Source organism: Chryseobacterium sp. MYb7 (assembly GCF_002979455.1).
Classification (GTDB): Bacteria; Bacteroidota; Bacteroidia; order Flavobacteriales; family Weeksellaceae; genus Chryseobacterium.
Map to the genome: position 1 here is coordinate 362,423 of NZ_PCOU01000001.1, position 15,917 is coordinate 378,339.

General features: G+C 36.2%; 11 protein-coding genes. 3 read left to right on the forward strand and 8 right to left on the reverse strand.

Features of this window, described 5'->3' with window-relative positions; translation table 11 throughout:
• Positions 1–6: 6 nt before the first annotated feature.
• The 6 genes from CQ046_RS01655 to CQ046_RS01680 form a co-directional block, all read right to left on the reverse strand.
• Positions 7–6,312, reverse strand: a complete 6,306-nt coding sequence (locus tag CQ046_RS01655) for an RHS repeat-associated core domain-containing protein (RefSeq protein ID WP_105700584.1) — start codon at positions 6,310–6,312, stop codon at positions 7–9.
• A gap of 6 nt (positions 6,313–6,318) precedes the next feature.
• Positions 6,319–6,840 carry a hypothetical protein gene (locus CQ046_RS01660; RefSeq protein WP_228406838.1) on the reverse strand — a complete coding sequence of 174 codons (522 nt, stop codon included), beginning with the start codon at positions 6,838–6,840 and terminating at the stop codon, positions 6,319–6,321.
• 807 nt (positions 6,841–7,647) lie between these two features.
• Positions 7,648–8,283 carry a carbonic anhydrase gene (locus CQ046_RS01665; protein ID WP_105700585.1) on the reverse strand — a complete coding sequence of 212 codons (636 nt, stop codon included), beginning with the start codon at positions 8,281–8,283 and terminating at the stop codon, positions 7,648–7,650.
• 52 nt (positions 8,284–8,335) lie between these two features.
• Positions 8,336–9,928 carry a SulP family inorganic anion transporter gene (locus CQ046_RS01670; RefSeq protein ID WP_105700586.1) on the reverse strand — a complete coding sequence of 531 codons (1,593 nt, stop codon included), beginning with the start codon at positions 9,926–9,928 and terminating at the stop codon, positions 8,336–8,338.
• 146 nt (positions 9,929–10,074) lie between these two features.
• A complete protein-coding gene (locus CQ046_RS01675; protein WP_089692794.1) occupies positions 10,075–10,374 on the reverse strand; it encodes a hypothetical protein in 300 nt (99 codons plus the stop codon).
• A 21-nt stretch (positions 10,375–10,395) separates the two neighbouring features.
• Positions 10,396–11,064, reverse strand: coding sequence for a carbonic anhydrase (locus CQ046_RS01680; RefSeq protein WP_105700587.1), 669 nt, complete (start codon positions 11,062–11,064; stop codon positions 10,396–10,398).
• A 487-nt stretch (positions 11,065–11,551) separates the two neighbouring features.
• Between CQ046_RS01680 and CQ046_RS23815 the strand changes: the two genes are divergently transcribed.
• From CQ046_RS23815 to CQ046_RS01690, 3 genes are all read left to right on the forward strand, one after another.
• Complete coding sequence (locus CQ046_RS23815) at positions 11,552–11,893, forward strand: hypothetical protein (RefSeq protein ID WP_228406839.1); 342 nt, start codon at positions 11,552–11,554, stop codon at positions 11,891–11,893.
• On the forward strand, positions 11,890–12,576 hold the full coding sequence (locus tag CQ046_RS23820; protein ID WP_228406840.1) for a helix-turn-helix domain-containing protein: 687 nt from the start codon (positions 11,890–11,892) through the stop codon (positions 12,574–12,576). The genes CQ046_RS23815 and CQ046_RS23820 overlap by 4 nt, the downstream gene beginning before the upstream one ends.
• Before the next feature lie 133 nt (positions 12,577–12,709).
• Positions 12,710–13,315 carry a DUF2306 domain-containing protein gene (locus CQ046_RS01690; protein WP_105700588.1) on the forward strand — a complete coding sequence of 202 codons (606 nt, stop codon included), beginning with the start codon at positions 12,710–12,712 and terminating at the stop codon, positions 13,313–13,315.
• An 11-nt stretch (positions 13,316–13,326) separates the two neighbouring features.
• Here the strand turns inward: CQ046_RS01690 and CQ046_RS01695 are convergent, their stop codons facing one another.
• Both CQ046_RS01695 and CQ046_RS01700 read right to left on the reverse strand, forming a co-directional pair.
• Entirely contained in the window at positions 13,327–14,820 is a 1,494-nt protein-coding gene (locus tag CQ046_RS01695) for a phosphoethanolamine transferase (RefSeq protein WP_123906553.1), read from the reverse strand.
• A 531-nt stretch (positions 14,821–15,351) separates the two neighbouring features.
• On the reverse strand, positions 15,352–15,906 hold the full coding sequence (locus tag CQ046_RS01700) for a serine O-acetyltransferase (protein WP_105700590.1): 555 nt from the start codon (positions 15,904–15,906) through the stop codon (positions 15,352–15,354).
• Positions 15,907–15,917: the final 11 nt, after the last annotated feature.

The window sequence follows — 15,917 nt, forward strand, 5'->3', positions numbered from 1 at the left end:
ATGTTGTTATTTGACAAAATTAAAATGATAAATGATATTTGTTTCAGGATTAATTCCTAGTTCCCATATCCCTTGAGATCCTCTATAGCTGCCAGGTACTTTCCAATTCATGCCTCCTTTAAAAGTAGCATCAGGTATACCTTTAGCGGATGACATAATTTCCCGAATAGTTAAAGGAGATCTCATATAAGGTCTTGCAAGTTGTCCTGCATTTTCTCCTCGTTTCACAATTTCTGTTAAATGTTTTTCTGCAGATTTAGTAAAAGTAAAGTCAGTCTTAGCAGTAGATGGATTTACTTTTGTATATTCTCCTTTATAGATTGTTTGAGAACCTTCCTTATATATTGGTACTGGCTGCTCATTTACAAACTTTGTTCCGGCATATTCATCAACGCTAAAACCAATATCTCCAATTTCAATAGAGGTTGTTTTCACAGCAGTTGCCCCAACAGTGGTAGTTTTCGGAGTATTGTTTAAAGTCCATGCACTTCTGCCTTCAGCAATAGGAGCTCCTTTTAAAATTGTTCCTTGTGGGGCTCCAATTTTAGCCGCCTGTGTGTTTTGAGCCATTTGGCCTAAAGTTCCGGCAATTGCACCTGCCGCTCCTCCTATAGCCGCTCCTGATAAACCGCCCATTACCGTTCCTTCTATTACATTTTCCCCAAACATTACAGCAGTGGCAAAACCATTAATAGCTCCTGCAACGGCACCTCCTGAAGCTCCTGCTATAGCACCTCCTAAAAGACCGCCTTGTATTCCATAGGTTGCTGCGGCAGCAAGGGATGCAGAACCAACGGCGGCTCCAACACCTCCGGTAAATGCACCTACTGCAGCTCCCATTGCAATTTTGCCCCAGGTGGCTCCCCAATTCCATTTTACAGGATTCCATGAGCCGTTGGCTTTTACCCCGGTTAAGTAGCCACCAATAACAGCTCCTACAGCAATCCATATAAACTCCCCATTTGGGTCATTATATATAAGGGGATTATTCATCGCATACCCGTACCTATTGTAGATTTGGGTATTGAATGGATCCTGGATGTTTTCATCTGCATTCAAAAACCTTCTTAGAAGTGGGTCGTAGAGTCTTCCATTCATGTGGATAATCCCCACTTCCGTATAATGCTCATGACCTGTATAGCCTCTGTCTATCAGTAACCCTCCGGAAACATTGATAAGGACATCAATACTGGCTTTGCCAACAGCCAGTTTACTTTTTCCAATACGGAGATGAGTTAAATTACCCCACGCATCGAAATGCCTTTGTTCAAGCATATTTCCTGCTTCATCACTAATGGCTAAAATACTTCCCAGATAGTCTTTATGCAAAAATTTAAAAGAACCGCTATTCTCATCAAAGTTCTTCAAAAATACAATATTGCTTTCATATGGAGTGCCCTCTATATAGATAATATGCTTTTCCTTTCCAGAAACACTGCTTTTTATCACTTCAAAGCTTCCTTCTTCGCTGTATAGTTTGGTCAATTCTCCTTCAGTTTCTGGGTCAAATATGCCTTTATAGGTAGCTCTTTGTCTCATACCAGTTAATCCATACTGAAATACGACAGTACCTTTTTCCCCAACAATATATACAGGGTCATTATTCTCATTATAAAGAACAGTCTGAACCAGATCCTGATCATAATTCTGCATCCCGTCATTATTCAGAGTCATTCCCGTAGCCTGATAAATTTTGTCAGAATTTTCATACTTAATGGTTCCCACCTGATCATTTACCAGTATTCTGCCTTTTGCATCATAAATATTTCTATTGGTAGAAGGTATATCTCCTGAAATTGGATCTGTCCAGTTGACCAGACGGTTGTTATCATCATAAACAAAATATTCTGTTTCGAAAGGTAATACTGATTTTCTGCTTTTAAGCTCGTTTTTAATCGCATCAAAATTGTATGAAGCCTTAAAAATATCTGGCTTTATGGGCGATGAATGATTAACATTTGTCAAAAATCCGTTACCATCATATTCATTATTAATTTCCGCTGCTCCCAATTTAGCCCTTACCAACAGTCCTTTTTCATTGGTTTCTTTCAGTTCCCATAAAATTTTCCCTGAGTTCTTATCCTTAACCTGATACAGCTCACCATTCCATGCATTGTACAGGTTTTCGACAGAAACATTAGTTGTTCCTACGGAAGTTTGTATTGCTTTTTCATAAGAGATTATCCTTCCTTTGCTGTCATAAACAACATTTTTGTGCGAAAAATAGGCTTCAGGAGTTTCCTGGAAAGAAGAAGTATTTCTTCCCTGTGGATCATAATTTATCGTATATGCATATTTTTTTCCATTGGAAGTTCCTTCTTTTAAAGTAAGTTTTCCCTTATCATTATAGGAAAAGCTTATTGCTTTATCAGTTTCATTTCCGGTAGTGGATTTTTCATTCTGAATGACAAGCTGACCAAGGTTGTTATACTGATACCTTTTCTCACCCTTTGGGCTTATTACTCTTGACAGAGCTCCCATATAGCCAAGGTATTGGTATTCATATACCCCTGTAGAAGGATCTTCTACGCGTGTTTTATTTCCCCAGTCATCATACATCGTGGTCACAATATGCTCCGCATATTTAGCCTGAATCTGTTGACCTGATGCATTATAAGAAAATTGTACTGTTCCACCCTTATCAGTAGATGATAAAACATTTCCTAAAGCATCCAGGGTTTGGGAAGTTGTTCTGCCGTAATCCAACTGACTGGTTTCTTTTACTGTTGTGGTCAGTCCTGATATAATGGTTTCTGTCTGCTTTCCGGTAAATGCTGTAGCCTTTATCTTAGCTGGGAATACAGTATCATCATAAACAAAGGTATTCCACTGGCTGGCTCCCTGCCCATCAAAATAGGGTTCAGATTCCTTAATCTTTCTTCCAAGGACATCATACTGTACATCTTTAGAAACATATTTTCCCTGAGCAAAAGCTTTGGAAGAAGTTTTATATTCCTCTCCCAGTTTGTTGGTGAAAACTTTTGCCACATCACCATCAGGATCATTACGGGTAATCGTTTCGTTGTACTGACTATCTTTAGCGTACTGAAAAGTGGTAGTTCCAGTTAAGCTGGAAGCAGAACTCTGGAGCTTACCCCATACATCATAAATATTGGTGAGAGTATTGCCATTCGGATCTGTTTGGGTTAGAACCTGTCCCAGGCTGTTATAAGTAAACCCAGATTCCAGGCCGAGATTATCCGTTTTTTTAATGATAAACCTGCCTGTTGGATCATACTCATCTTTCTGATTTTTTGCATTTCCATCTATGCCCGAAATAGTTTTTTTTGCCGTGATATTCCCAAACCCGTCATAAGAATATTCTTCATTTAAAGCTTGTGTAGCATCATTTCCGGGGAAAAACTTGGTGCTTTTTAAAAGATTGTTCTCATAGGTGTAGGTGGTAAAGGTATTCTGTACATCACCGTAAGCCTCTGTTTTTTCAGCCTTGTTTGTCGGTCTTCCAACATAATAATTCGTTCCTGTTCCCCCAATATTATGGGTGTAGTCGAACTCAGTGGTAGATACACCGTAACCGTAATTGGTATTGATTTCTATTTTAGAAGGCAGGTAATAGTTTTCATAGCTCGTTACCTTCTGAATGAATGTTCCGGTTAAGAAATCTTTTGTTCTGGTAAATTTCGGAACAATAGCAGTAACAATTTTGGACTGGCTGCCTGTAGGAATCGAAGTAATTACCTGACCATTCAAGAGTTTATCCACCTTATAGTCTACAGATTCAAAACTCAGAAGCTGGCTGTTATTCTCTGAAATATCTGCCGGGAAAATATTATTTTCATTATTGGTTCTGATGCTCCATTCTTTCACAGGTGCTCCATCCAAGGCAGGATCTATTTGTGATCCGGACCATATCTTGGTGTTTTCAAAACCATCAGCATACCATGAGGAACGGGCGATCTGATGAAATCCTAGTAAACTTTTACCCTGCAAGTTTCCTACAAGCCCTCTGTAGCGGAAATCCTGCTTTCTGCCTTCTTCCACAAGCTGGGATACAGCGTAAGCCTGATCCACCCTTGTCATGGCATAATAAGGATAAATCTCATTCTTTTCTTTCTTGTAGAAATCGGGAATAGAGGTATTCCCAGGAACTACTTCCATGTATTTCACCGAAGTAGTAACCCCTCCTTGGGTAATTGAAGCCATTCTTGCCAATTCAGAAACAGGAGTAGGTCCCTTTATTTTTTTCAGGAACTCTTTCCAGTATAAAAAGACATTATAATAATTATTCCCGGATTTTATAGAATTGGTAATTGGAGTAAAGAGTGTAAGATCATACAAATCCTGTGTGCTGTAAGTTGGGCTTTGAAATAACCAGTTGGGAGTAAAGTTCGGTGTTCCGTTAACATCCGATCCATTAGCCATCTTTGCACTTATAACATAACCGAAATCCCTTGAGCCAGCTGCATTGAACATATTGATCTGATTATAGGAGAATACCTGAACAATATCAGATTTCCCATCCTTGTTCATGTCTGTAACCGAAAAGAAATATTGTTTGGCGAATTTGGCATAATTGCCAGTCATTTCTTTCTGGAATTTTCTATAAGTAAAAAATTCCTGTTTTAGGAAAGGAGTAAAACCCTTATCCGTTCCCATGTAAAATCTCCAGTCGTCAGGTTTTCCTATGGCATAATCGGTAATAGGAATCGCAAAATCAAGTTTTCCGTCTCCATTGTAATCACCATATAATATAGGGAATTCAGGGTCTTTCGTTTCCAGAAGAGTTCCGGAAAATTTAATTTTCTGCAGGTATGCATCAGCACTATATTTTACAAACTCAAAAACGGTATACTGCGAATCAGCAACACTGATAACTTCTACTTTTCCGTCTCCATCTATATCCATATACTTGCGATCCTTATAACCACTTTCATTGATTCCCGAATCAAGCAGCAGTCCTACTAAAGGAGTGGCCGGGCTTTTAAGGTCTATTATAGCTTTTGTATTAAATCCTGGGAGACCTCCATCATCAAGGAAAGCATCAGGTATTCCGTCCCCATTAACATCACCTACTTCAAGAATTAAATTATCACCTTGTCCATAAAAAACGGTATTACCCAGACTTTTGTCGAATACTTTTACAAAATCATTGTTCCTAAAAATATATCCATAAATTCTACTGTCTTTATATTCAATAATTCCATTCCCATTATAGACCTGTCCGGTTTCGTCTAATAATGTGGTGACTACTTTAGCGTTACCTGCAAAAGTTTTACCTGTAGAAACTGTTGAAAAGGTTTCATTAAAAGCACCCAGCTTTACAGTACCGTTATTCATCAGGAAGTCCAGATAAGAGTCCCCGTTAAAATCTCCAACCAACTTCACATCATTAAAGGGTTCAGGTTCTGCTGTATATTCTGCATAAGAAGAATTTACCATAGCCGGATAATTAAACGTCACAGGGTTAGAAGGCTCGTTATTGGCGTTGTATTCTGTAATTTTCCCTGCAAACTGGTAATTAGTCCCATTACTTGTATAGTCTATGCTGTATCGCTTAAACTGATTATTATAAGTAAGTACCTTTACCTCGGAAAGAATTTTATTTTTGTAAAATTTGTATCCCTGCACGTAAGATTCTTCTTTTAAATCCCGATCATTATAAACAAACTGTATGGTGTTCATATAGGGTGTATTCAGGTCCTTATTGCCACCCCAGCTAATGCTGCTTATCATGGCAACACCGTTTCCCTGGATATAGCTGTAAGAAATGTAGTTTCCCTGCGGATCTTTCCATTCATCTATATAATAGTCGGTGGACGTTTTGGCAACTGGATTACGACCATACCATGCCTGGGAACCATCCTCGAAAGTCACTTCCCAATATTCCGGGCCATACCATCCGGCGGCAGCTCCTATAGATTTAAATTTTGTATTTGAATATTTCTCGGTTACATATTCTGCACCGTCTTTGCCATATTCTCCTGATTTCAGTACCAGTCTTTTACCATTAAAGCTGTAATAATCTGAGAAGTCCATCTGAACTCCTTTTACCTCGCCGTTATTTTCAATGGTTTTGCCTGTTCTGGTGATGGCTGTAATGCCGGAAATACTCCATCCATATCCCGCAATACCGTTGCCCGATTCACTATTATAGACCAAACTTACTTGTGGTGATACTGTTTTTACTCCCGGAGGAACATCTATGGGCAAAGAAAACTGTAGTTGCCCAACTCTGTTGACTTCTATATTTCCCTTAGTATCATGGAAGTTCTGGGCAAAGGAGAATATTGAAAAGAAAGATAATACGAGTGATGAAAATATTTGTATTTTCTTGTGATTATACTTTTTCATGATGCATTATCTTTTAGTGATGTTTTTACTGAAAATTCTGCCGTCTTTCAACGTAAAGCGAAGGATATATACTCCCCAATCATAACCCGTCATATTGATTTTTAACTGCCTGTTAAGTCCGGGAATATTCTGCTGCTGGAATTTCCAGTGTATTGTACTGTGTTGGTATAGAGAAACAGATTCTATAAGTTTGTCCATTTCCTCTGTCCAGTCAATGGTTAAAACATCATTGACTGGAACTGGATATAACCGTACCTGTTTCCAGAAGTCTTTTTCATTTATTACCTGAGTTCTAGCCAGAGAAGTGGTTTTAAGCTGTTTTGAAGCTTTTCCGGCAAGGTCTTCAGGACCACGGTATTTCTGGCTGCCTGCTTCATCGTATTTGAAATAGACTTCGGTTTGGGAATATCCCCAAAATCCGATCAGGAGGAAAATCAAAGGAAAGATTTTCCTTTGTATTATGATTCTCCGGGCCGACTTGCCCGGAGCGGTACATTCAGAAGATATACCCGAATAAAGTTTTTTCATTGTGTTTGGCTTTAAAGTTAAAAGTTGATTTGGTTATCCCAATGAAGGGAAATTACTGTTATATTTAACGGTGTTTTTTCGATAAGAAATTGTTATCCTGATAGATAGCATGTTTTCATACATTTTGTTTTTAGGTTGTAAGGATATAACCCGGCTGAAGTCAGGGTATTATAATAGATAGTCTAGGAGACCTTAGGTTTTAAAGCCCTACACAAAAGAAGTAAGGAAAATTCCTTATATGTGCATACAGAAATTAAGTTAGGGACATAATTTCTTTATTCATCTGTTATAGTTTTTTCGGTTGGACCTACAGTTTATCTAATAATTTTATAACTCAAAAATCAGGTTTTTGCGATAAGAATTTCAGAATGTATTCATATTTTGTTTATTTTGAGATGTTGGTTTTTAGTTTCTTTCTTTCTTTCTTTCTTTCTTGTAACAAAGCTACTGCTTCATAGCGACAAATCATGTCGTATCTTTTTTCTTATTACAAAAAAAGTTCAAGACAACTACTTTGATATACTATGATATCAAAACATTTATGATCTATCTATATTTATTGTTTTCTAATGCTAATCTAATATTGAAATTTTTATTATTAAAAACAATAATGTCAATATATAATTAATCTGTAATAATAAAAACTAAATCTCCCTAAAATGAAATGCCTTCCTGTTTTTAGTTTCTTAACTGATAAATAAACATATTATTTACTTGATTTAGAGCAAAAAACAACAAAAAATAAATGCCACCGGATTCCGATGGCATTTTCTGTAAATTATAATTGAAATTTAATGAGTTTATTTCTTATAACCACGTTACAGCACCTGTTTCAACATCATAATTGGCTCCAACGATTTTAATTTTACCTTCTGCTTCAAGGTTTTTAAGGGTTGAGCTTTGCTTACGGATGTCTTCAATGGCACTTCTTACGTTTTGTTGGTTAAGTCTTTCCAGAAGAGAACTGTTTTTTGATGAACGTTCTTCATTCTCCTCAATAATATCATTGATGATAGGATTGAAGTGATTGATAAGGTGGTTCAGGTTATCCATTCCCAATCCTTCAATCTGTGCAGCATCAAGACCTCCTTTCAATGCTCCGCATTTCGTGTGTCCTAAAACTACAATAAGTTTGGAACCGGCTACATTACAACCAAATTCCATAGATCCAAGAATGTCCTGATTTACAAAATTACCAGCAATTCTGATACTGAAAACATCTCCTAATCCCTGGTCAAAGATAAGCTCTGCAGAAGTACGGCTGTCAATACAGCTTAAAACTACGGCAAATGGCCATTGTCCCTCACGGGTAGCATTCACTTGCTCAAGAAGATCTCTATTGGCTTTAAGATTGTTTACAAATCTCTGGTTTCCTTCTTTTAAGAATTCCAATGCTTTCTCAGGAGTGATAGTAGACTGTGTTTCGTATGTATGTGCTTTCATATTATTTATTATTTTCGAATTTAAAGTTAAAAAAATTAATTGATGATTGAGATTACATGGCTCTTTTATGTGTAACTAAAATATGAGAGTCCTCGCTTCTTTCGTAATCTCGGTATGAAGTTTTGAAGCCTAAAAGTTCAACATTGATATCCTGTTCCTTGGCGCGGATATTGGCAAATTCCTGGATCATTTCCAGTACATCTGTTGCAATATAGGATGTACTTCTGGCGTCAATGATAACTATTGAGTTTGGTTTTATGTTTTTAAGTGTTTTTTTAATCGCTGCTTTATTTAAAAATGAAACTTCTTCAGCCAGTTTTATGTTGATCCCATCCGCATCATCTAATCGCTCTCTGCTTAGATAATAAGCTCGTTTCATATTTCCCTGAAGAATATAGAAAACAGAGATGGCAAGACCAATTCCTACTCCTTTTAATAAATCTGTTGCCACTACAGCTGCAACCGTTGCCACAAATGGGATAAACTGGAATTTTCCTAAATGCCAGAAATGTTTGAATGTAGCTGGTTTTGCCAATTTATATCCCACTAAAATTAAGACCGCAGCTAAAGTAGCTAATGGAATTAAATTTAAAATAACAGGAATAGAAAGTACACAGATCAATAAAAATATCCCGTGAATAATACTTGACATTTTAGAGGTTGCTCCCGCATTGGCATTAGCAGAGCTTCTTACTACTACAGAAGTCATTGGCAAACCACCAATAAAAGAGCTGATCAGGTTTCCTATTCCCTGTGCTTTCAGCTCAAGGTTGGTATCTGTAATTCTTTTCTGTCTGTCTAATCGGTCTGATGCTTCAATACAAAGCAGGGTTTCAATAGATGCTACAATGGCAATTGTAGCTCCTACGATCCAGACTTTAGGATTGGTAAAGCCATTAAGGTCAGGAGTTGTAATCAGATTTTTAAAATCATCAAAAGACTGCGGTACCGGTAATGAAACCAAATGTTGGGTTTCGATAGCCAGTGAGCTTCCGGACATCTTAAAAAGTTGGTTCAAAAGGATACCTACGATTACGGCAACCAAAGCTCCCGGTAACATTTTCATCCTTTTCAGTACGTGGATTTTGTCCCATGCAATAAGAATTGCTACGGAAACCAAAGTAACAACGATAGCTCCCGGATGGATAGCTCCAAATAATTCTGTAAAATATCCGAAGTTCAGGCCATTATCAAAAATAGATTCATGACCTTCATAATCTTTATCGAATCCCAGTGCATGTGGAATCTGTTTTAAAATAATAATGATTCCTATGGCAGCAAGCATTCCTTCAATCACGTTATTCGGGAAATAATTGGATATACTTCCGGCTCTTACAAATCCTAAAACCAATTGTATAAGTCCTGCAATGATCCCCGCACAAAGGAAAAGCTCAAATGCGCCAAGATCTGTTATGGCTGTTAAAACGATAGCCGTTAAACCTGCTGCGGGCCCGGAAACTGAAATATTTGAATTACTGATTGTTCCTACTACCAGGCCGCCTACAATGCCGGAAATAATACCGGACAATGGGGGAGCACCTGATGCTAAAGCAATTCCTAAACACAACGGAAGTGCTACTAAAAATACCACGAGTCCTGAAGGAAAATTCTCCTTGATTCCTCCTATTAATGATGTCTTTTTCATAATGTGAAGCTGTAAGATATAACCGGCTTATTTGTTTTTAAATAAGTCAATTACAAGAAGTTGAAAAAAAATTAATTTTAAATACGTGGATATCCGATATCAAAAAATGATATGGAAATGGTATCAAAAAAATCTAACTATAGGAGTTACGCTTCCGGAGGGGGAGAAAATATAGTAAGTAAAGGTGAAAGATGAAAAGAATCATCGATCAGTACAAAAGACACGCCCTGAACATCAGGTTCAGAAAATTTCAGATAATCGAATACATCTAAAGGTTTCGGAATAGTCTTTTCGTAAACAATAAATGAGGATGGGTGAGAATGAGGTTCTTCTTCATTGATTATAATATTCGTTCTTGCAATATCCCAGCCCGCAACCGCAGCAATGCTCGGCAGCGCTGTAAAATTCAGAAAAAACGTTAATACAATAATACTCCAGAATTTCATTTTACATTCTTTTTAGAAAAACTATTTGGTCTTTCTGCTCATTACCCAATCAGAACCTGTAAGATTATAGATCTTTTGAATGTCTTTTAAGGTTTTCTCAAAATCAATCTCCAGATCAATGATTTTACCTGTTCTAAGGTCAAATACCCAGCCGTGTACAATAGGTTGCTCCTCCAGGATATATCTCTCCTGTACACAGGCCATTTTAATTACGTTGATGCACTGCTCCTGAACATTAAGCTCTACAAGTCTGTCATAACGCTTGCTTTCGTCCTCAATAGAATCCAGTTCTGCCTGATGCAGTCTGTAAACATCACGAATGTTTCTCAGCCAGGGATTCAATAATCCTAAATCCTGAGGAGTCATCGCTGCTTTTACACCGCCGCAGTTGTAGTGTCCGCAAACAATAATGTGTTTTACTTTCAGATGTTCTACAGCATATTGAATAACGGCTGTGGAACTCATATCTAAAGTATTGACAACATTAGCAATGTTTCTGTGAACAAATACTTCCCCTGGTTTTGCTCCCATCAGTTCTTCTGCTGTAGCTCTGCTATCTGAACATCCTATGTAAAGGAATTCAGGATGCTGAGTTTTTGCAAGTTCCTGAAAGAAATTGGGGTCTTCAGCTACTTTGGATTCTACCCATTTTTTGTTGTTTTCGAAAATAACCTCGTACGATTGTGACATAATTTTAAAATTTTAAAAGTTTATAATTATTTATTTCGTTTAAATTATTTTCAAAATCAATAGACTAAATCAATAATTGTGCAAAAATATACTTTTTGTTAAAAAATCAATCACTTTTAACAAAGTTTAATATTAAAATATGCTTAAAATCATATCTAACATTCCGATATGCTTTGCATTACAGTTAGTGGGTTATCTATGGTAATCCAAACGTTTAAAAAACATGATAAAATTACGAAGTATAAATTAAAATTTGATATTTACGAATTAAAATATTCTTAATTATTGATCTCTTCATTAATTTTTTGAGGTATGGCGGTAAAAATCATCATAATATGTCAAAAAAATGAATAATTTAAAGGTCAATTAAAGTATTCATAGAATGTCTGATTTTGGGCTGCAATCTTTACCATCCCTATTTTATCTGGCAGGCATTTTTATTGCCTGTTTCTCTTCCTTTTTGATCTTAGGAAAGCGCAAAAAAATAATGGCAGATTATATATTAGCTGCATGGTTCCTGATTATAGGAATACATCTTATCTTATTTATTCTGTTTTTTTCCGGCAGTTATTTGAAGTTTCCCTATCTTCTGGGATATGAAATTATCTTTCCTTTTATTCACGGGCCCATGCTGTATTTGTATGTTCTGTGTGTTACAGGAAGACATCCGGGTGTGAAGATATGGTTGTTGAACGGTATTCCTGTTCTGATGATTGGCCTGCTTTTATCTCAGCTTTTGCTCTTATCTCCATGGGATAGACTGGCTGCTTATCAGAGCGGAAATAATGGATATAAGCTATTAAGTAAGGTGATCAAATATATCTTATGATTTTATCAGGAATAATATATGTTTCTTTAAGTCTTTTTGCTGTAAGAAAATATACGGAAGGCATTTCCAGTCAGTATTCCAATACTGAAAAAATGAATCTTAACTGGCTGTATTATCTTATTGCAGGGATCGCTTTGATATGGATTGCGGTGATTATTAAAAATGACATTCTTATTTTTTCAATGGTAGTTCTGTTTATTGTAGTAGCCGCTTACTTTGGAATCAGCCGTGTGGGAATTTTGAATATCCCTGCTCTTCCTGATAGGGAAGAGCCAAAAGAGCTTGATAATGAGGTTGTAAAATATCAGAAAAATTCTCCAGGAGATGAAGCTATACAATCTATTTATAGAAAACTTGTGTATAAAATGACACAGGAAAAGTTGTACAAAGACCCGGAACTTAATCTGAATACTATTGCACGGCTACTAGATGTTCATCCTAATACATTATCTCAGGTGATTAATTCTGTGGAGCATAAAAACTTTTATGACTATATCAACAGGCAGCGTATTGAAGAGTTTAAGCGTACCGTTGTCCTTCCGGAAAATCAAAAATACACGATTCTTTCATTGGCATTTGAATGTGGGTTTAATTCCAAGACTTCTTTTAACAGAAACTTTAAAAAGTACATGAATTGCTCACCGTCTGAATTTTTAAAGAATCAAAGCATTCATATGGAATAACTTATATTAAACTATTGACGGTTTTGTCTCAAACTGTTTATTATTAATGTTTTATAAATAGGTTCCACCTTTCATTTTGGAACAGATGGAGCTTTTGTAATGCTCATTTTTGCAGAAAATTAAATGAACAACTATGAAAAAGTTACTCTTTGTAATCATGTGTGTTTTGGCATTACTTATCGGATTGTATCCTTTGATCTATGCTTTTGTAGAGCATCAATATACCTTTCTAGGTTCTAAATCTTTAGAAGTACTTCATAATGTAATCTGGAAATCAGCCTTTTTTTCTCACATAGTATTCGGAGGGTTGGCTCTTTTTATAGGGTGGAGCCAGTTTAGTACTTCATTCCGAGATAAAAATATAAGACTGCACCGGATTATCGGGAGTTTTTACGTAATTGCTGTGATGATAGGTTCTGTTTCGGGTATTTATATGGGCTTTTATGCGAATGGTGGACTCATTTCAGCAACGGGGTTTATCTGTTTGGGATGCATCTGGCTGATAACGACCCTCGCGGCAGTTGTACAGATAAAGCAAAGAAATATCCTCAAACATCAGCAGTTTATGACCTTTAGCTATGCTTGTACCTTTGCAGCAGTGACGCTGCGGTTATGGTATCCTTTACTGAAAATGGCTACAGGCGATGCTGAAGGCTCTTATATTGCTGTCGCATGGCTATGCTGGGTTCCTAATCTTTTTGCAGCCTATTTCATCAGTAGAAAAACAGCTGTAATATAGGAAAGTATATATTATTCCGGCAGCTTATCATATTCCATGCTCTTCATCTCCAAGTTCAAGTACTTATTGCCTTCATTTTTATAATGCTGAGGTGCTTCCAGACCCATATATTTCATAATAAGCGGATAGATATAAGTGGTTTGGGTTTGCTTGGATTCCCGTCCGGTGATTCTGTAGTTTGCAGGTACCTTATCCCCATACCAAACGAAAAATGGTACCTGTGTAGATTCTTTAGAGTCTACATGAAGCAGTTTATCGCCTTGTATTTTAAGTCCATGATCGGATGCATAGATTACCACAGAGTTTGTGTTTTTCAATGTGCTGAAAATATTTTTGAAGACAGAATCGGTATATTTTATAGAGCTGTCATAGCAGTCCATTCCTTCAGAATTCCAGTTAGGAGGGATTCTGTTGCAAGGATTAGGGTGGCTTCCCATGATGTGGAGAACAATAAATTTATTTTCTTTCTTCTGAATAACATTTTTCAGTTCCGGAACAATAACTTCATCAAAACCGTTGATCCATTTTTTGTTTTTAGACATGGAAGCGATAGCGGTTATTCCTTTGGCACTTGCCTGTGTGCTGAGCCAGAAAGAATTATATCCGCTTTGGTTGGCGAGATTGATGATATTATAAGATAGTTTCTCATAATGATATCTGAATTCATCAGGATGAATGCTTGAAAGAATCAAAGGGACACTCAGATTGGTAATGCCTGCAGGAGAAACAGCATTGTCAAAAATCATCATATTTCCTGCCTGCTCGTCTGTATAAGGAGTTGTTCTTTTATTATAACCATACAAAGACATATTTTGTTTTCTTTCGGATTCTCCTATGATCAGAATCACATTCTCTATGCCTGGCTGTATTTTTTTGATGTTGAAAACCGGGATATTCTTTTTAATTGCATTAATGTCTCTCTGGATATTTAATGCTGTATTGAAATCGGATAGATGGTAATATACATTCTTGATCATCTTTCCTCCGCCTTTATTGCTTATATAGGTGTGTTTTAAGTGATACCCAAATGGAAGAATAAGCCATAATAAAGCAATAATGATAAATTTAGCATCAAATTTTACTACATCTTTTTTAAGATAATTTACAGAGTACAGTAACATCCCCAGAAAAATGAAAAACAAAATACCTGGAAGAATAAACATATAAGACATGCTCATGGCCTCATCAGGATTAGATTCAAGAATACTGATGGCCATTCCTACGTTAAATCCGGAATGATAAATAAGATAGCAGGATGCTGATATCAGAAAATTCAGACTTAATAATAAGCATAAGATAATAGCTATGACCGAAGTATATTTATTCTTAAAAAGGAGTGCATTAAATACAAGGAATGAACAAAACATAGTTCCATACTCAAAAAAATTCCGGATACTGTCTAATTTTTCAGCCCCAAAAAGATTATCAAAGATATAAGGGAAAGAAAGAAGAAAACCTGTAAGATACAGTATGATGAGAAGAATGATAATTATTTTTTTGAGCATATTTGTATTTATTTGTGGGCGGTTAAGATCAATTTTAAAAATAGTCTTTCTTTTTTTGGCAATCTGCTGAACATCAAATCTGTGTTGCAGGAAAAGAATTAATATCAGATAATAATTCTTAGAGATCAAAGATGTTGTATCAACTCAAAAAGAAACTTTTGAAAGATAAATCGTTACAATTTCATGGCAGAAAACTGCATCTTTCCGTTTAGATTTTGGCTATGACAGAAAGTGTAACTATAGATTTGATAAAGCAGGTGTAGAATGGGAATAATAAGAAAGTGTGTTTTTCATCAATAATTATTTTTTAAAATTAATAATAAGCCCGGGTTGTGTTTTTAAGATTAAGCGATTTTTTTCAGAACAAGTTACATTGAAGGATTGAGACTATCTTTAATGTAAAAATATGAAATTTTTTACATTAAAGGAAGATTGTGTTATTATTTCACAATCAAACAATGCATTGTTTGCAAATGTACACGAAATAACGGATACATGCAAGTAGAATTTTTACTATAAGTGCTGGATTTACTACACTTTACGGTTGATATAGTCCATTGTAGCATTGTCTGTAGGGATGATTTTTGCGGGATTTCCTATGACAACAGAATTGTTGGGAACATCAAAGTTGACATAAGAATTAGGGACAATCAATACATTATTCCCAATCGTTATAGCACCTACAATGACAGCGTTCGTACCTATCCATACTTCGTTGCCAATAATGGGAGATCCTTCATTTTTCCCACGGTTCTGCTGGCCGATCGTAACTCCTTGTGCAATATTGCAGTTTTTTCCAATAACTGTTTTAGGGTTGATAACAAGACTTCCCCAATGTCCAAGATAAAATCCTTCCCCAATCTGGGTTTCAGGATAAATCTGGAATCCGTATTTGATTTGATAATGCCTCAATACAATTCTCCAGAAAGTGTTCAGAACAGATGTTTTCTGGTATTTCTGAGCCATTCTTAAAATATAGACAAAATGAAGATTAGGATTAATGCATTTCTTCCAGATTTGAAATGTTGAAAGCCATTTTCCGCTTTCCCTGTAAAAGTCTTTTTGAATGATAGAATAATTAGCCATTGTCAATGTTT